This window comes from Gracilibacillus orientalis, from assembly GCF_900114645.1.
In the GTDB taxonomy this organism is placed as follows: Bacteria; Bacillota; Bacilli; order Bacillales; family Amphibacillaceae; genus Gracilibacillus; species Gracilibacillus orientalis.
The window spans coordinates 309,000-326,775 of the sequence record NZ_FOTR01000002.1; the positions used below are offsets into that span (position 1 = coordinate 309,000).

Annotated in this window: 20 protein-coding genes; 8 read left to right on the forward strand and 12 right to left on the reverse strand. The window is 35.6% G+C overall.

The genetic code is table 11. From position 1 onward, the window contains the following. Positions 1–45: 45 nt before the first annotated feature. The 3 genes from abnA to BM121_RS04985 form a co-directional block, all read right to left on the reverse strand. Positions 46–1,008, reverse strand: a complete 963-nt coding sequence (gene abnA / locus BM121_RS04975) for an arabinan endo-1,5-alpha-L-arabinosidase AbnA (protein WP_425432207.1) — start codon at positions 1,006–1,008, stop codon at positions 46–48. A gap of 215 nt (positions 1,009–1,223) precedes the next feature. Beyond that, entirely contained in the window at positions 1,224–1,604 is a 381-nt protein-coding gene (locus BM121_RS04980; RefSeq protein WP_091481983.1) for a MazG nucleotide pyrophosphohydrolase domain-containing protein, read from the reverse strand. After that, positions 1,605–2,534 carry a hypothetical protein gene (locus BM121_RS04985; protein WP_091481986.1) on the reverse strand — a complete coding sequence of 310 codons (930 nt, stop codon included), beginning with the start codon at positions 2,532–2,534 and terminating at the stop codon, positions 1,605–1,607. It lies immediately after the preceding gene. Between the two features lie 118 nt (positions 2,535–2,652). On the opposite strand from BM121_RS04985, the gene BM121_RS04990 reads away from it, so the two are divergent. From BM121_RS04990 to BM121_RS05005, 4 genes are all read left to right on the forward strand, one after another. Continuing rightward, positions 2,653–3,219 (forward strand): Maf family protein, encoded by a 567-nt coding sequence (locus tag BM121_RS04990; RefSeq protein WP_091481989.1) that lies wholly within the window; start codon positions 2,653–2,655, stop codon positions 3,217–3,219. Positions 3,220–3,463: 244 nt separating this feature from the next. Continuing rightward, positions 3,464–4,441: a BMP family lipoprotein gene (locus BM121_RS04995; protein WP_091481991.1), complete on the forward strand. Its 978-nt coding sequence runs from the start codon at positions 3,464–3,466 to the stop codon at positions 4,439–4,441. Positions 4,442–4,459: 18 nt separating this feature from the next. Then, positions 4,460–6,100 carry a methyl-accepting chemotaxis protein gene (locus BM121_RS05000; protein ID WP_175495325.1) on the forward strand — a complete coding sequence of 547 codons (1,641 nt, stop codon included), beginning with the start codon at positions 4,460–4,462 and terminating at the stop codon, positions 6,098–6,100. Between the two features lie 201 nt (positions 6,101–6,301). Continuing rightward, on the forward strand, positions 6,302–6,937 hold the full coding sequence (locus BM121_RS05005; protein WP_139220248.1) for a VanZ family protein: 636 nt from the start codon (positions 6,302–6,304) through the stop codon (positions 6,935–6,937). Positions 6,938–6,960: 23 nt separating this feature from the next. Here the strand turns inward: BM121_RS05005 and BM121_RS05010 are convergent, their stop codons facing one another. The 4 genes from BM121_RS05010 to BM121_RS05020 all read right to left on the reverse strand — a co-directional run bounded on the left by BM121_RS05010 (position 6,961) and on the right by BM121_RS05020 (position 8,456). Next, positions 6,961–7,443, reverse strand: a complete 483-nt coding sequence (locus BM121_RS05010; RefSeq protein WP_175495326.1) for an alpha/beta hydrolase — start codon at positions 7,441–7,443, stop codon at positions 6,961–6,963. A gap of 1 nt (position 7,444) precedes the next feature. Continuing rightward, positions 7,445–7,591, reverse strand: a complete 147-nt coding sequence (locus BM121_RS22255; protein ID WP_217649301.1) for a hypothetical protein — start codon at positions 7,589–7,591, stop codon at positions 7,445–7,447. 112 nt (positions 7,592–7,703) lie between these two features. Then, entirely contained in the window at positions 7,704–7,892 is a 189-nt protein-coding gene (locus BM121_RS05015) for a helix-turn-helix domain-containing protein (protein ID WP_342714395.1), read from the reverse strand. An 84-nt stretch (positions 7,893–7,976) separates the two neighbouring features. Next, positions 7,977–8,456, reverse strand: a complete 480-nt coding sequence (locus tag BM121_RS05020; RefSeq protein WP_091482003.1) for an SRPBCC domain-containing protein — start codon at positions 8,454–8,456, stop codon at positions 7,977–7,979. Positions 8,457–8,562: 106 nt separating this feature from the next. Between BM121_RS05020 and BM121_RS22370 the strand changes: the two genes are divergently transcribed. Both BM121_RS22370 and BM121_RS05025 read left to right on the forward strand, forming a co-directional pair. Next, positions 8,563–8,685 carry a DUF6366 family protein gene (locus BM121_RS22370; protein WP_245780736.1) on the forward strand — a complete coding sequence of 41 codons (123 nt, stop codon included), beginning with the start codon at positions 8,563–8,565 and terminating at the stop codon, positions 8,683–8,685. 245 nt (positions 8,686–8,930) lie between these two features. Next, a complete protein-coding gene (locus BM121_RS05025; protein WP_091482005.1) occupies positions 8,931–9,497 on the forward strand; it encodes a GNAT family N-acetyltransferase in 567 nt (188 codons plus the stop codon). A 119-nt stretch (positions 9,498–9,616) separates the two neighbouring features. On the opposite strand, the gene BM121_RS05030 is transcribed toward BM121_RS05025, so the two are convergent. The 4 genes from BM121_RS05030 to BM121_RS05045 all read right to left on the reverse strand — a co-directional run bounded on the left by BM121_RS05030 (position 9,617) and on the right by BM121_RS05045 (position 12,173). Next, complete coding sequence (locus tag BM121_RS05030; RefSeq protein ID WP_091482008.1) at positions 9,617–10,243, reverse strand: chloramphenicol phosphotransferase CPT family protein; 627 nt, start codon at positions 10,241–10,243, stop codon at positions 9,617–9,619. A gap of 147 nt (positions 10,244–10,390) precedes the next feature. Next, positions 10,391–10,855, reverse strand: a complete 465-nt coding sequence (locus tag BM121_RS05035; protein WP_091482011.1) for a GNAT family N-acetyltransferase — start codon at positions 10,853–10,855, stop codon at positions 10,391–10,393. A gap of 233 nt (positions 10,856–11,088) precedes the next feature. Continuing rightward, the gene (locus BM121_RS05040) at positions 11,089–11,856 is read right to left on the reverse strand and encodes a DUF2935 domain-containing protein (protein ID WP_091482408.1); all 768 of its coding nucleotides are present in this window, start codon (positions 11,854–11,856) and stop codon (positions 11,089–11,091) included. A gap of 83 nt (positions 11,857–11,939) precedes the next feature. Further along, complete coding sequence (locus BM121_RS05045; RefSeq protein ID WP_091482013.1) at positions 11,940–12,173, reverse strand: hypothetical protein; 234 nt, start codon at positions 12,171–12,173, stop codon at positions 11,940–11,942. Between the two features lie 261 nt (positions 12,174–12,434). On the opposite strand from BM121_RS05045, the gene BM121_RS05050 reads away from it, so the two are divergent. Both BM121_RS05050 and BM121_RS05055 read left to right on the forward strand, forming a co-directional pair. Next, the gene (locus BM121_RS05050) at positions 12,435–13,940 is read left to right on the forward strand and encodes an extracellular solute-binding protein (RefSeq protein ID WP_091482016.1); all 1,506 of its coding nucleotides are present in this window, start codon (positions 12,435–12,437) and stop codon (positions 13,938–13,940) included. Between the two features lie 456 nt (positions 13,941–14,396). After that, entirely contained in the window at positions 14,397–16,673 is a 2,277-nt protein-coding gene (locus tag BM121_RS05055) for an AraC family transcriptional regulator (protein WP_091482018.1), read from the forward strand. A 49-nt stretch (positions 16,674–16,722) separates the two neighbouring features. On the opposite strand, the gene BM121_RS05060 is transcribed toward BM121_RS05055, so the two are convergent. Next, entirely contained in the window at positions 16,723–17,655 is a 933-nt protein-coding gene (locus BM121_RS05060) for a D-2-hydroxyacid dehydrogenase (protein ID WP_091482020.1), read from the reverse strand. Positions 17,656–17,776 lie beyond the last annotated feature (121 nt).

Consider the following 17,776-nt stretch of genomic DNA (forward strand, 5'->3'; position numbering starts at 1 on the left):
TATGGACGATTAGCACCGTGATAAAAGGTAAAGACTATTCTTTTTTTAGTATACTGGCCAGCCTTGACTATCCCAGTATAAATCATTGATTAATAAGCGTGGTAAACCATTACTGTCTGCATCATATGCATGACGTAAAAAAACATTATTATTGTATACATCCTGATGTCCAGGACCAACCCACTTGTCATTACCACTATCAAAAATAGTACCTCCACCATTTAACATATCTTGACCTAGTTTATCTAGGTATGGACCTGTTATTTGAGTAGATCGACCAACAGCAACTTTATAGGTACTATCCAGGCCGCTACAACATTTATCAAATGAAACAAACAAGTAATAATAACCGTCTTTATACGTAATATTAGGTGCCTCAACTGCACCTTCCGGATGATTAGGTCTTGCAGCAATGGAATGAAGCTGTCCTGTCGGTTTCATAGTATTAGCATCTAATCTCGTAAGTTTTATCCCACTCCAATACGAACCAAAGGATAGCCATGGATTACCATATTCATCAATGACTAAGTCACCATCAATGGCATTAAAATTATCTGACGTGGTTGAATGAACAACCAAACCATCATCTCTCCAATTACCTGATGAAATACTGTCTGTTGATAATAATCCGATTAAGGATTGATTAGAACCAAAGGAAGATACTGAATAATATAACCAGTAACGTCCATTATAATATTGGATATCTGGAGCCCATTGTGCACTTGTATGATTTGGAACATACTCACTCCACCAGCTTAACGGTTCAGGAAACACTACCGGGGCTTCATTCCAATTCAATCCATCTTGGGAGTATATAACCCTTATTCCATTTCCATCCTCTTCTCCTGTTCCAAAGGTCCACCAAGTATCCCCCTCTTTTATCATGGAAGGATCATGAATCATAGGATGTTCTTCCATTTCCCAGAATGCTGCCGATACTGATACAGTAGAAACTCCTAAAAATAACAAAACAAATAACAATACTTTCAAGCAGTTTTTTACAATCATCCACTTCACTCCTTAACAATTTTGTTAAGTATGCGCTTTCATTTCGTTAAAATGTTAACTGCACACTTACTTAAAAAGCATTATAACATTATTCATTAATAATGTTAATAAATAGAAATAAAAAACTCTACTATTTTCCTTATTTAACTATTTAAAAAAGCTAACACATTCACTTCCCTGAAAACGGGAGTAGTTTGTGTTAGCCATTTTTCTTTTTATTTCCTTATACCAATATCTTTATTTTTCCGTTGTTTCACTTCGTCCATCTTGCTGTAAAAAGCTTGCTCCATATCAATCTCAAAATAATTAGCAAATTTCGTCATATAGGCTAGACAATCCGCTAATTCTTTCCCCATGTCTTCTTTTATATTTGCTTTAGCTATTTCAAAGGATTCTGCTTCACCTTCTCCTTGATTGATTAATTTATTCGTTTGATTAAATGCTTTTCTTAATTCTTCCGCTACTTCCGCCACCTCTGTCGATAAAAGCATATAATTATGTAATAACGAAGATTTTGCTTTTTCATAGTGGTCATCACTAATTTCCCAATTCATTTCTTCATGATATTTTTTCATATAGGTTTGTAGCTCTCTCATCTATTTCACCTCATTTGGATAAACTTGTTTTTCATAAACGGTTCCGTCCGTGTATTCAACTTCAGTAACTAACCGCATATTGTCGTATTGTTCAAATGGTTCGAGATCATATGGTCTGTTTTTTGTTTCTTCATCTCTTAACGTAAATTGCTCTTCTTCAAGTAGTGAATCCTCTTGATATTTCAAAAGGGTTACCTTTTCTACAATATTTTCCTGATTGGATACATTATAATAATAAAAATGAACTCTAACATCATCGTTATTAAAATTCACATTACTAAACAACGAACCGTAGCTTCTCGGTGCTAGGTAATCTAAATGTTCCGATTGTTGTGCACTTTGCTTTACTTGTCCATCATGAGAAACAGACACAAAATAGTTTATTTGATTTTCGGGATCTTCTTTTACCGATTCCATCGCTTGTTCGCTAACTTCTACTTGACTAGATGAATTAGAATTTCCACTCGATTCAGAAACACTTACCTGCCATTCTGGTTTTAACCCCATTTCAACCGGTACATGTACTTGAAACATCCCTTCGCTTTCTTCATTTGCTGGTATTTCTGTAAATTCATCCGTTCCGCCATACTTATAATGGAACATAACTTCTGCATCCTGATGAAAATCTTTTAGTTGCCAGGAAAAGGTCGCATCCGTGCTGCCATTCTCTTCTACCTGTTTCTTATCTGTTTCCATTGTGATTGGACTGATCCAGCTTTGCTCTTTAATAAAATCATCCAATTCCTGTCGGATGATGTCAGACTGATTGTTCACATTATTACTTAACATCCTTTGATTATCTGTCAGAATACGAATATCTTCCTCCACATTTTTCATGTTAGAAAACATCATGATATTCATAAACAAGCTAACAATTAGGACGATCAGAATAAATAACTGAAAACCTTTTATGTATCGTTCTTTCTCCACTCCATTACTCCCCCTTGTTACCCTTTTAATAAATATTGTAGCATATGAATGAAAAGTTGCTATTTACTTTTCGAGGAATTATGATAGTGACAAACAACTATCATAAAGGAGCATCGCCATGAATTTAATCTTAGCTTCTTCCTCACCAAGAAGACAGGAATTATTGCAGCAAGTACATATACCTTTTACCATACGGAAGCCTGATGTCGATGAATCACAAATTACTGCAACGGATCCGGCAGAAAAGGTAGAAGAGCTTGCCAGGTTAAAAGGAACGCATATACCTATTCAAAATAAAGATGAAGTGATTCTTTCTGCAGATACTGTTGTTTCTTTTCAACAAAGCATTTTCGAAAAGCCGACAGCTAAACAGGCAGCATATAAAATGATCGAAGCTATGAGCGGTAATAAACATGAAGTATATACCGGTGTGATGCTGCGCTCCTCAGATAAAGAAATGGTATTTGTTGAAAGCACTACGGTGGAATTCTGGCCATTAACTGAAGAAGAGATCATTTCATATATCGAAACAGATGAACCCTATGATAAAGCTGGCGGCTATGGGATTCAAAGTGTCGGTGCGATGTTTGTAAAAGAGATTATCGGCGACTACTATAATGTTGTCGGTTTGCCAATTTCGCGTGTTGTAAGAGAATTAGCACATTTTCAGATCTTCCCTCGATAATGTAAGATTTTAGCATCGTGAGAGAAATAATACATTTTACATTTCATACGTTACCTCAACAAGGAAAGTGATGGCACTTTCCTCTTTTTTTTGCAAAAAAACGTTTACATGTATATATTCTGTTAAAAATCTTAGAAAACAATGGAATAATGAGTCAAAAGTATGTTATTTTAAATGTTGTTGGTTTAGGTACAAATACCTTATTAAACGATATATATAATTCAAACTTCATGGAGGTTAACAAATGAGAAATTGGACTTTAGTATTATTTTTGTCTCTTATTATGATGATAACAGGCTGTTCAGAACAAAACACATCATCAACTATCGATGACAACGTTAAAATAGGCGTTATGTTATCGGACGTCGGACTTGGTGATCAGTCATTCAGTGACTCTGCATTTTATGGTTTAGAACAAGCACGTGATGAATTAGGAGTACTGTTTGATTATCGTGAATTGGCGGATGTAGGTGACTATCAAACTGGATTAACACAATTAATTGAGGAAGGTAATGATTTAATTATCGGTCTCGGATATATGATTGAAGAAGATTTAATTAAAGTCGCGGAAGAATATCCTGATCAACAGTTCGTTATCGTTGATAGTGTAATAGATTTACCAAATGTCACTAGTGTAAACTTTAAGGAACACGAGGGAAGCTTCCTGATCGGAGCGTTAGCGGGCATGAAGACCGAATCTGATGTTGTCGGATTTGTTGGAGGTGAGGATACTCCGCTTATTCGCAAATTTTTAAATGGCTATAAACAAGGAGTCGCTGCTACAAATCCTGATGCAACAGTATTAGAACAGTTTGCGGGGGATTTTGGTGATGATCAGCTGGGTGAGGAAATTGCAGCTGAATTAATCGAAGAAGGTGCAGATTATATCTATCCATCGGCAGGCTTCACAGGAGTTGGGGTAATCAAACAAGCACAAGAAGAAGGCATTTATTCATTTGGTGTCGACTCAGATCAATATTACTTAGGTGAAGATACGGTCGTAACATCTATGATGAAAAATATTGATGTGGCGATGTACAGATTGGCAACCGAACTCGTTGAAAATGGTGAACTCACCAGTGAAAATCTAGAATTAGGTTTGAGTGATGATGGGGTGGGATTAGCTCCTATTCGTGTTCTTTCTCTCACATCAGATCAAGAAGAGCAGCTAAACGAGCTGACAGACGATATTACCTCTAATGAGATTACAGTGAACGAATAAGGAGAAAGGATGACACACATGCATTTAAGACGAAAATTAAGATTAAACTCTTTATTACCTTTGATTATCGCCTGTATCATTATCGGATTTATAGCATTTCAAATGACACAAATTCATTCTTCCGATAATGAAAATGTCGAACAGCTTGTAGATGTCGAAAAATTAAATAGTGCGGTAATTTCTGTTGAGCAAGGTTTAAGCAGTTTTTCTTTAAATAAAACAGATGCAGACGCACAATCTGTGAGAAATAGCATACAGAAAAGCCTCGATATTTTAACCGAGTTATCAAATACTGATAGAGCAGAAAAGCAATTACTGAAAGTTGAAGAAAAATTAGACACATTAGAAACTGAAGTTACAGTAGCTTTAGATGAAAAAGATGCAGCAGAGGCGAAACGACAATCAATTCGAACTCGCGGTATTCAAAACGATATTTACTTATTACAATTAATCATAGATGAAAACTATCAAATGGCACAACAAGATCTAGATACAAAGATTAATTCGATCATCATTTTCACGATTGTCTCAGGGATTGTTTTACTACTAGGTACAGGAAGCTTTTCATTTATCATGACAAATCGGATCGTTAGACCAATTTATACACTTACTGATCATGCTGATGCTATCTCAAATGGTGATCTTACCCGAACAATTGAGCAAACATCACGCAAAGATGAAATTGGACAGTTACATAATAGTTTCGTCCGCATGAATCAAGATTTGAAAGAATTAATTGCCAATGTATTGGATACAGCGCAAAGTGTCGCTGCTTCTGCTGAGCAACTAAGTGCTAATGCAGATGAAACAACGACAGCCACCGAACAAATCGCCAATACGATTCAAGAAGTATCGGATGGATCTGAAAAACAACTGGACAATGTGGAACAATCTAGTCAAAATGTGACGCAAATTTCAGAAGATATTGAATCTATCTCAACTCGTATTACACGCGCATCAGAGTCTTCCAACCATGCATCTGTGCAATCTGAGCATGGAATGGATACCGTCAAACGTGTGAGTGAGCAGATGGCAATCATCAATCGAAATACCGAAGATACTGGTCAAGTAATCGAAGGTTTAAATAATCATTCACAGGAAATTAATAAAATTGTCGATATGATAACCAATATCGCAGAGCAAACCAACTTACTCGCCTTAAACGCAGCAATTGAGGCTGCACGTGCTGGCGAACATGGAAAAGGTTTTGCCGTTGTAGCTGATGAGGTTAGAAAATTAGCCGAAGAATCCGGTCAGTCCGCACGTCAGATCAATGAACTAATTACGGTAATGCAACAAACAACCGGTCAAGCCGTAGAATCAATGGAAGTGGGAAATGAAGCAGTTAAACAAGGTTCCTCTCTGGTATCTGAAACGAGCGATGCATTCGGAAATATTACAAAAGTTGTCTCAGATGTCCAGGATAGAATGAGTGAAGTAACAACTTCTCTGGATCAGATGAAAGACAATAACCAGACACTAGTTACATCCATGAATAATGTATCGTCCATTACAGAAAAGACTGCCCATCATTCTCAAGAAGTTGCTAGTGCAACGGAGGAACAAACGGCATCTATTCAAGAAGTATCTTCCGCTACCAAAGTATTAGCAGAAATGGCACAAGAATTACAAGACAAAGTGAGTCGATTTAGAATCTAGAAAAAAGTCGCTATACATGGTTCACTTTTGAAGGAAAGTAAACAGCATGCCAGTCACATCGGTGATGGGCATGCTGTTTTTTCATTGCAAGTAAAAAAAAGCATCTATCATCACAAGCAGATCTACTGTTTAATTGGGATATTTTAGGTCGTGTGTTATGATTATGATAATGCATTGTGAAGAAGTATGGAGGGTAAATGTTTGTATTTAATTGAAGGAAGTATATTTATGGCGCTTGGAATGATATTGTATTTAGTTGGGCGAGGTATTTTAATTGGAATTAGATATAAAAACAACAAACAAATATATTGGTTAAAAGAGAGTATAGGCTTTCTTTTTATGTTATATATTTGCATGGTCGTTCCTTTGACTTTATTTCCGATACCGGTAGGGTTTGCTTATGATTTGGGAAATAATTTTCATTCATTAAATCTTATCCCCCTAAAATTAATTATAGATGATATTAGCCAAATAGGTATTGCTTACGGTGGAGATGTTCCATTTATGATTAGACAAATTGCAAGAAATGTAGGTGGCAATATTTTATTACTAATGCCTTTGGCCTTTTTGGCTCCAATACTATGGGATAAATTTAAGTCTTTTAGACGTATTCTGTTATTAGGATTTGGTGTATCAATCAGTATTGAAATTGTTCAATTTATAGGACCAACAGCAGCTGGTTGGGGACGAGTTACTGATATTGATGATGTCATCTTAAATGTGTTAGGTGTCATGATTGGATACCTTATTTATAAGTTGACTTTTAAAATAGTGGACACATTTCAAATTGGAGCATTACAAAAGTTGAATGCTGGTCTGATCGATAACAATAATTGAGTAAAATTATTATTTTATTGAGCTTACGTTACATTGGGACACTTCTCACGTTGACGTTTCGTTCCCTCTTCCAATGTTTCACCACCACCAGCTAACAAAATAACGCCACCTACATCAACTTGAGTAGCAACTGCTGTCGCAATCATTGTTCCTTCACTATGTCCTAACAACAACACTTTATCAATGACAGGTAGATCATTTTTAATATACTGAATTGCAGCTTGCACGTCTTCTATTCCATCATGTAATCCAGTTCGGAGGTGATCCCCATCACTTTTCCCTACTCCTCGCTTGTCATAGCGAAGTGTTGTATAGCCTAAACTGACAAGAAAATCCGACAACTCCTGATAAATGTTAAAATCCATTCCTTTTTTGTCTGCATTACCATCTCTATCCACTTTCCCTGAACCTGGAATCATTACAATCGCTATATGCTGATCGTCTTGTTCCGGCATTGTTAATGTGCCTGCTAGTGTCACACTACTCTTAATCTTGATTTCTTTCATCTCACTCATCTCCTTTTTCCGGTAAAATGATAGTGGTGACCTTCCGTTTAGTACGCTCTTCACTTGGCTCTAATCTTCGATACTTCTCATAGACGCTTCGTAATTCATGAATCATGTCCTGAAATTCAGCATCTGACAGATAATACATTGCCTGCCGGTAGCTAACCCCGTCTTCTAAAAGATTAAAATTTTCACGTTCTAGGTATCTTCCAAAATCATGTGCGATGTTCGAAATGAATTGGGTAAATAAATCTAAATGCTCATCCTTGGACAGTGATCATTCCCAAGTCATGAAGATAATTAATGTGTCGGTACAATGTAGCGTGGGGAATATTAGGTAAACACTCAGAAAGTTGCGATGGTGTTAACTGTTTGCCACTCACTAACGCTTGAATGATTTCCATTCGGACAGGATGCAAAAGTTTTTTCCAATTTTTCATATTTATCATCCTTTAATTTTATTATTATTTTTAATAATTAATATCATTTTTGATAATAATCAAGTAAAAAAAGAGTCCAAATTAAATTTGGGCTCATTGTTCTCCTTGTTTGAAGGTTTCTTGATAGTACTCACGCAATTCTTCTGCATTGTCCCTCCACTCTACTGGTTCGCCGTATACAAGTTGTTGGAATACATCAAGGCACCTATGCCAACCTGTTGCCATGTACATCGCCATAGAGGCATCATCGAAGGAATGTCTGAATGTAAAAACAAAGCCGTTTTCTTTCTCTGCTATCCTCATATCTAGTAAATCGTCTACCTTTTTGAAAACGAATGTGTGAGGTGCTGCTAACTCGATGATTTCTCCTTCGTATAGGGAACCTTCACCATCATCAAACTTCAGCCTACCACCAATTTTTACCTCCATCTCTTTTGTTGCGAATGGATACCATTGTGTAAAAGAATCGGGGTCGATTAAGATTTCAAATACTTTTTCCGGAGAAAACGGAAGTTCACGTTCAAATGTTAAGGTGTAGCGTCCATTATTTTGACTGAGTTTACCATAATTCATTGAAATAACCTCCTTTTGAGTGCTATTTTAGCATAATAATTATTATTCTACATTGACTAGTTTCCATCTTCATACTATGCTTATTGCTAAATATTACAAATAAGAGGTGTTGTTCTATGAATCCATTGGTGGATTGCCCGATTTAGTTGAAAGTTTAGGTTGGAAAAGGGATGGAATACTCATTTTTATCATTTACTCCGTTTATTTCGATAACGGGTTGCCCTATTAACTTGAGGCCACTGAAAAAGTCATTTAAATTGGAAACAGAGCAAACATTTTTATAATATCAAAGAAAGTCCCTCCGTTTTTTTGTAAAATGGAAGTACTGCATAAAAAGTGTCGGATTGGATGCTTGACCGTCAATTATCAATGGACATAAATCAATAGGGTGGCTTTGTAACCCTAACAATGGGGATCTTACGGACGATTAGCACTGTGATTCACTGTGATTTATAATGAAAGGAAGTGTACACTATGGAAGTGGAAGACGTATTCAGTCATTTGCCAACACTAGAAACGAAACGATTATTATTAAGACAAGTATCATTAGATGATGTTCATGATATCTATGCCTATGGGTCTAATGAGGAAGTATCTAAATATGTAACATGGGAAACGCACAAATCTTTAGATGAAACACAAGCGTTTGTTGAATATATCATGAGCAGATATAAAAGTAACTCCATTGCACCATGGGCAATTGAATTGAAAAAAAATCACAAGATGATAGGCACGATCGATTTCGTGTCATGGGATACCTATCAACATATAGCAGAAGTCGGTTATGTGATCTCTCAAAACTATTGGAGCAAAGGAATTGTCACGGAAGCTGCCAAAGAAATTATTAAATTTGGTTTTAATCATATGGACTTAGAACGGATTCAGGCAAAATGTTTAGTAGAAAACATCGGTTCAGCAAGAGTTATGGAGAAAGCAGGTATGACGTTTGAAGGAGTTTTGAGGAAAGCAATATATGGAAAAGGAAAGCATTGGGATATAAAGATATATTCGATTTTGAGAGAAGAATTTGCAGCACAATAATAGGGAAAGTAGCTTGTTAATCAATCTGCTTCCCCCTTTTGGCTTTTTTGGTGTAACTTTTCATTTAAAGCTAAAGCACTTATTCATTAAGTGTGATTTATTCAATGCATGTTCAATGATTATTCAATTTCCGTGTTCTTGATGAGCTGGAGAGCTTTCGGTTGCTTACCATTTTCGAGTTCGTGGCGGATTAATTTAGCACATTCATCTGAACTGAAAACCGAGGTATCAACTTCCATGTCATAGATACCTGGATCATGGACCAGTTTCTGCCATAAAGCAACTGGCTTAGGCACCGTACCATCAGTGTTGTAACCAACATTCCATGTCTTCATTCTTCGTTCCATAACGACATCAATCGGGCAACGTACTCCTACAAACATAACAGGAAGCCCATCCAGTATACGGGCGCAGTCTGTAAGGATTCTTAGTGGAGCTGAATATCCGTCATGATGCCCTACATCCACCACAACATTTAGTCCTAAACGACTGAATTGTGAAATTGCCTCATACATCGCTCGATACATTACTTTTATAACCGGTTCAAGTTCAGGTATTTCACCACCAGGTCGTAAACCAATTCCCGGCCGAAAACGTTCTGGGGTCATCTGCATGAACTGATCAACCCCTAAATTCATCCACACACCTTCATATGTTTTCTGAATTATAGAGGCTATACTAGACTTCCCTGATCTCGGGGTACCATTTAGAATAATAATAGTTCCAAGTTTATCTACTTCTAACATCTAAGGATACCTCCTAAATAAATTCCTTTTCGTGTACAACGTCAACGGCACCATCTTGTTTAAAAAAGACAGATTAGCCATACTCGTTTATTCCAAGCTTCAATTACTTTTTGATAAAGCTCTTGGATTTCGTCTTGTAGTTAATTGTCATATTCTATTCGTATGATTAAGCTTTTCAAAATAGATTAGTGATAGTTGTCTATTCACTGTGACTTCTTTACTATTTTCAAATCCATTCTTTTTATAAAAACTAATTGCTGGTGTATTTTTAGACCCCGTCGCTACTTTTATTGCTCTTACCTCAAAATTAGTTTCAAGGAAAGTTAAAAGTCTCTGTGCAATTCCTTTTCGAAAATGATTTGGGTGTACAATCAACCGATGAATATCTATTTCATCATTCTCAATCTTTATTGATATTGCTCCGCACAGTTCTTCATCTAAGTAATAGCCAAAGAAAGTTTCTCTACATTGTTGTAAAGTATCCACAGTATCTTTTAATGGTGGTATTTCATAAGAACCAATTATTTCTGCCTCTACTTTATAAGATAGTATTTGGATATTTAAAATATTTTCAGCGTTTTTTCTATTAAGTATATCTATTTTATCTATCAAGGTAATCCCTCATTTATCATTTTCTTCTATCAAATTACCCTATTCTATCAACATTTTATCATGAATGAAGATAGAAAATCCCCTTTCAGAACATCTGAAGGGGGAACTTCGCGTTTTATTCTGATAATATAGTCACTCTAACCCACGTTATCCATTTTAAGATTAATTCCAACTAAGTTCGACGCAACAATCTTCTCCTCTTTTTCAAATCAAATTTATTAATAATTGGTTACTCAATTGCCGGTAGCATGCTTAGATTGAGCCACTTTCATTAAGTAATACTGCTCCTCGCGAGCCATATGATCAGCCATAGAAGCAGTAAATGTACTTAATACTTCTGCACTCAACTCCATTTCTTCCAATTCGTGCAAAAATGTATTAAATAATCCTATTTCTACTTCCACATTATTATTAAACCTTTTTAATGCTGGGAATGCATTAATATTGGAGCGTAAATAACCGGTCAGTTCAACCGCTTTTAGATAGAATTGATTAAAATGCTCCGTAAAAGTATGACTCTTTTCTTTTAACCTTTGTTCCACCCCATCCATCTCATCATTAATCGCCCCTGCATGACCTGATGCATCCAACAGCCAGAGAAGGTGATGATGTAATTCATGAAAGATAGGTGGTACCTCTCCTTGCTTCAGATAACTCAAAATTAACAAATATTCTTCCAATTCATTAACCATATGATTAAGAAATGTTGGTGTCAGATGAATACCAATTTGACCTGTCAATTGCCGTTCAATAATCGAAAGTTTAAACTCTCTGAATTGCCTTGTCAGATCTTCAACCATAATAGAGAACGAAATCGCATTGGACGTATCAATGGCACTTGATTGTGCGAGCAATTGATCATACTGCGTGCGAAACATTTTGGCCTTTTCAATATCCTCCATTTCTGATGGATAAAGGGAATCGTTTATAAATCGAGCGTGATCACCGAGTACCCTCAACCAAAATTGATGTTCAAACACAGCACTTTTCAAATAATTCATTTTCAAATAATACAGCCCCTTTTATTCCATGATGGTTTATTCTATTCGAGAATTTGGGGAAATATTAATGGGAGGCGTTCTGGCTATTCAATTAAAGTGTATGTTCCTCTAGTCAATCTTTTTAATTTTCTGTATTCATCTGGTACTGTTGAAGTAGTATTTCCACCATAACTAATTGGCACCATATCTGCCAAAGTTGTTCCGACATCTTTCCATTTTTGTTTATATTGTCGGCTTATATAAATGTCTACTTCTTGAATGGTCATTGGTTTTTGTTTATCCATAAAACATTTTAGAATAGCTTCATGTAACACCATTATCTACATCCTTTCTTCTGGTATTCAACTGTCTCACTACTAGTATTAATATGTACGGTACACTGTTTTATAGTATGAGTGCGACTATTTTATCTTAAGTAGTTGAAAAAAATCATTATAACAGAAATAATCATTATATTAGTTTTGCTTTTCCTTCTACTTATTTCCCTTAGGTTAACAGCCTAATAACAAAAATTTGATTATATACGAAATCTAATGATTCATCGTAGACTTAAGACAACACTAAAAAGGGGTGAAGAAATGAAAAAGAAATTAACTATCTTAATTTTGTTTTTGTTGTTTGGAATCATTTTATTTGCTTGCAGCAATAATGAAAGCGCTTCAGATGATCAAGATGATTCTGGTAATGAAGAAGGTAATGAGGACCCAGATTTAAATGAAATATCAATATTGGCTCCTCTACATTCCGCTGAAACACCTGATCCAATGTTGGAGGAAAAAATTGAAGAATTAACCGATGTACAATTGGATTTGCAATATGTTCCGGCAAACAATTATCAGGATCGTATGAATACAGCATTTGCAACAAGTAGTATGCCAGAAGTTGCCAACATACCGATAGAAGGTAATTTTAAAGAAGCAATCACTGACGGACAATTTTGGGAAATCGAACCTTATTTAGATGAATATGAAAACTTACAGAATTTAAAAGATGACATTTTGGATAACATGCGGGTGGATGGAAAGTTATATTCGCTATATCAAGGTCGTCCATTATCAAGACAAGGGATTATTTATCGAAAAGATTGGGCAGATAATCTTGGTTTGGACGCACCTAAAACAACAGATGAATTTTTCGAAATGATGAAGCAGTTTACTGAAAATGATCCAGATGGAAATGGTGTAGATGACACAATAGGTTTAGCTGATAGAGGAGACCTAGCATATGGCTCCTTTAATACCATCGCCTCCTGGTTTAATGCTCCTAATGAATGGGGAGAACAAGATGGACAATTACTGCCTACATTTATGTTTCCTGAGTATAAAGAAACTCTTGATTTTATGAGAGACCTACACGAAAAGGGCTATATCAATCAAGATTTCCCTGTTACCAGTAAGCCTGACCAACAAGACATGATTAAATCTGGAAAAGCAGGTGCTTATATTGGATGTATGTGTGATGTGAGTCAATTGCACAGTGACGGGGTTGCACTAAATCCAGATATGGAGTTAGATGTACACAATCAAATAAAGGGACCACATGGTGAATATCAAATCTGGAGTATTCCAGGTTACAATCATCCTTATTTCTTTCCGAAGTCCACGATAGAAACAGAGGAAGAACTAAAAGCAATTCTATCATTTTTTGATAAGATGATGGAACCAGAAGTTGCGAACACCGTATTTTGGGGTATTGAAGACGAACATTACACCGTGGAAGATGGCAAAGCCGTTACGATTGAAGATAGTGGTAAATTGGACCGGGAAGTCATTCCTTATCAAACATTTGAAATAGGTGAACCGGAAACAAACGGACGTTATGAAGGTGCCTTTCCGTTAGAAGCGCGTGAAAAGGCAGAAGAATTGTTTAAGGATAACGAAAAGTATTTAATTGAAAATCCCACTGTTACCTTAGACTCTGAAACATATGATTTGCAAGGTGAGGAATTAGATACCATTATTATCGATGCCACATTTAATTATATTATTGGACAAATAGATGAACAAGGCTTTGATGAAGCAGTCGAAAAGTGGAGAACAACAGGTGGTGATGACGTCATCGAAGAGTTTAATGCTTCAAGATAACTGATGATTAACCAGAAAAGGGCTGTCCCCTAAGTTTCACAATTGACTTACGGTAGCCCTTTTCTTTGATGTTAAAAAAGGCTAAAGAGCGATTAAATCTTAACGAGTGAACAAAACGGAAATTCGTCTATTTGACTGGAGTTCTCCTTTGGGGGCGTCTCCCGTCGTTTAGAACACTTCTATTCGACGCGAGCTCTCTTTTTGGGGCGCCTCCCGTCGTTTAGAACACTTCTATTTGACGGGAGCTCTCCTTTTGGGGCGCCTCCCGTCATTTAGAGCTCTTCTATTCGACGGGAGCTCTCCTTTGGGGGCGCCTCCCGTCGAATAGATTTTTTACCTTGTATTGTTTTTATTGAAATAACCTAGAAGACAACCTTTTTTCCATTTATCAGAAGGTTATGATAAAATTTATGAAGTCACTCATAAAACAACTAAAGAAGATGGAGGTCGGATGATTTGTTTAAGAAAAAACAACAATTCTATCTAAAGCTATTATCCTTTGTTTTATTACTTGGAATCATCCCCGTCTTATTGGTAGGTATTTTCTCCTTTCTTATCTCATCTAACAATATTCAAGATAAAGTAGAAAAAGAGAAAGAATATAATGTTTATCAAACTCAGATGACAATCGAACAAGTATTGAAGCAAGTTGATCAATCATTAACAAATTTTGCTATGTCACCACTTGCCAAGCAGCTGCTAGAAGAGCCTATGGAACCGAACCAGTTCCCTCTTTACAGAAGACTAAAAAAAGAATTGAACTACCTGCAACGGTTTGATTCCGGAGTCATTGATATTGCATACATAAACAAGGAACAAATGTGGTTAATCCGAAATAGAGGATTAACGACATTATCGAATCAGGATAAAGAATTAATAGAAAACTATAGCGAGCTTACCAATCAATCTGCATGGTTGATCCAAGAATCAGAGGATACTTTCACCGATCAATATGCTAATAATTGTAAGCGTTATCTTTCTATGGTGAAAAAGCTTCCGCTGAGCTCCGTACATAATAAGGGTTTTATCACCGCTATTATTCCAACATGTGATTTGCAAGAACGGATATTAATGGAAGAAAATAATGGATCAACTATTGTATTGAATGAAAACAAACAGGTGGTTTTTAACAGTGAAAAAAAACAGATTAATTCATTAGAGAATCATCCTGTAATCAGTGCCATACAACAAAATAAGCAAATTCAAAATCAATTACACATCGACTATAATAACGAGAAATATACTGTCACCTATCGTGTTTCTAATTATAATGGCTGGACTTATATTAATCTTATTCGATTGAATGATCTCAAAGAATCTTCCTATGCTATTGGCTGGTTTACCTTTCTCATATGTCTTGTTATTGTATTAGGACTGATTATCGTTGCCATTATCGGTTCCGGTAAATTATATAAACCGATTCAGCAAATCATCCATATCATGAAATTACCCAATGAAGCTGATAACAATAAATCTCATGATGAAATCGAGGAAATCACGAAACAGATTCATACTATTCTGGATAAAAATCAAACACTAGAGGAACGGGTTAAAACTCAAAAGGATCAACTGCATCTTTTTTTCATGAATAAATTAATCTTGGGTAACATCACTGAAAATGAAATAGTAGAAAAGCTACCGAAAGAAATCAATAGCGAGCATTGGTTTACTGTGATGTTGATAAAAATCGATTCGTTAGAAGGAACGAGATTTACTGATAATGATAATGATGTCATCCTTTTTTCAATTAATACGATTATTAACGAACTCATAAGTGAAGATAACCGCTTTACCCCTATCGTGTTAGAGGATAAACAAGTAACCGTATTAATGGGTAAAGAAAAAAATCATGGATATAAAGAGGATATAGACACTTTAACAAAAAGAGTGCAGAAAACCATCGCCGATGTATTAAAAATCTCTATCAGTATTGGAATTAGTAATCGCTACTTTAACTTAATAGAAACAAATGAAGCCCTGCAAAAGAGTGAAGCGGCATTGCGACAAACCATTGTACTAGGCAAAGGGCAAGTCATTCGGTTTGATTCACTGGAAGGACAGCATTCATTCAAAACTTTTTACCCAAAACAGATTGAACATGATCTGTTTGATGCGATAAAAACTCTTCATCATGAACGAGTTGATCAGAAGTTAACAGAGCTGCTTGATAATATATTTAATAAACAATTAACATATACACAGTATGAAATTTCCATTCTTCGATTTATTAATAATCTATTAGAATTTACAGAGATGTTAGCTATTGAAATTGATATGATTGATGACAAACAGACATTGATTAATTATCTCTATCGTTTCCGAATCAGAGAAGATATTGAGAATTGGTTCAAACAGGTCATGATTTATCCAATCATGGGGCATCTCAAAAATCGTTTAGAGCTACAATACCATTCACTGTCAGAACAGGTTATCCATATCATTCATGAAGAGTTCGATCAAGAATTAACATTGGAAAGGGTTGCGGATCGCCTACATTATAATGCAAGTTATTTAAGTAACTTATTTCGTCAGGAAACGAATAGGTCATTTAGTGAGTATCTAGCACAATATCGTATTGAAATGGCAAAAAATTGGCTAGAAACAACAAAAATGCCTGTTAAAGATATCGCTAATGAATTGCGATATAACAATTCCCAAAATTTTATCAGGTCTTTTCGAAAGAATGTAGGAATGACACCAGGGAATTATCGTAAGAAAATGAAATTGGAATAAATAGAGGAAATTCCAGTCCTTTTCATGAAAGGGCTGGAATTATTCAATGTTAAAAACCTTTTTTGACATCCACTATGTTGCGGAGAGGTTTGTCTTTTTCTAGATTTTCCAGTGTTTCAACAAAGCATTCTACAGCTTCTTCGGATGTTGTCACAGCAGATATATGTGGTGTAATAACAACGTTTGGATGTTTCCATAACACATTATCTTGTGGCAGTGGCTCGTCTCGAAATACATCAAGTACAGCAAACCTTATCTGACCAAGTTCCAATGCTTGCAACAGGTCTGATTCACTAATAGATTCTCCTCTACCAACATTAATAAAACCAATACTTGATAGATGCTTAAAAATGTCCTCATTAAATAAATGTTCTGTATTTTCCGTTAACGGTAAAGTATTAATCATATAATTCATTTCATTTAATAATGAAAAATGCGCATCAACTGTCAATACTTCTTTGAAAAATTGCTTTTGTTTACCGCTTAATGATACCCCATAAACTTCTGCACCAAAAAAAGAAAGGACTTGAGCTATTTGTTGGCCAATCTCTCCTGTTCCATAAATCATTACTTTTGCTTCTTTGAGCATCTTCGGCGTAATAGGTTTCCAATGCTTGTCGGATTGATGATAAAGGAATTGGTTATGAAACTGTAAATCCTTTAGTATGTAACTTAGGCAATATTCACTAATTCTTTCTCCAAACGAACATATCGTTCTTGTTAAGATAACATTTTCATTCCAATTCTTTTGTAATAAGAAGTTGTCTACCCCTGCTCCCAGTGAATGAACCCATGTCACTTTACTATAATCATAACTTGACCTTGTTTTAAAGGATACAAATGCATCAGCCCAGACTAAATCTTCATCCCTTAGTTCATCTTCAGTTAAATAACGAAATTCCTTTTCCAGTGCATAATTTTCTATAAGATCTTGTATTTCTTGATTCAAAGGGCTTACAAACAATATATTGTTGATCTTCATTGATGATCTCCTTTCATCCATACCATATCAAAATCGATATATAGGAGTTAAATATTAATGTTAATACTAAACGGCTACTAAAATCAAGCAGAGATATGAGGATAAAAGAAGATCAGCCTAT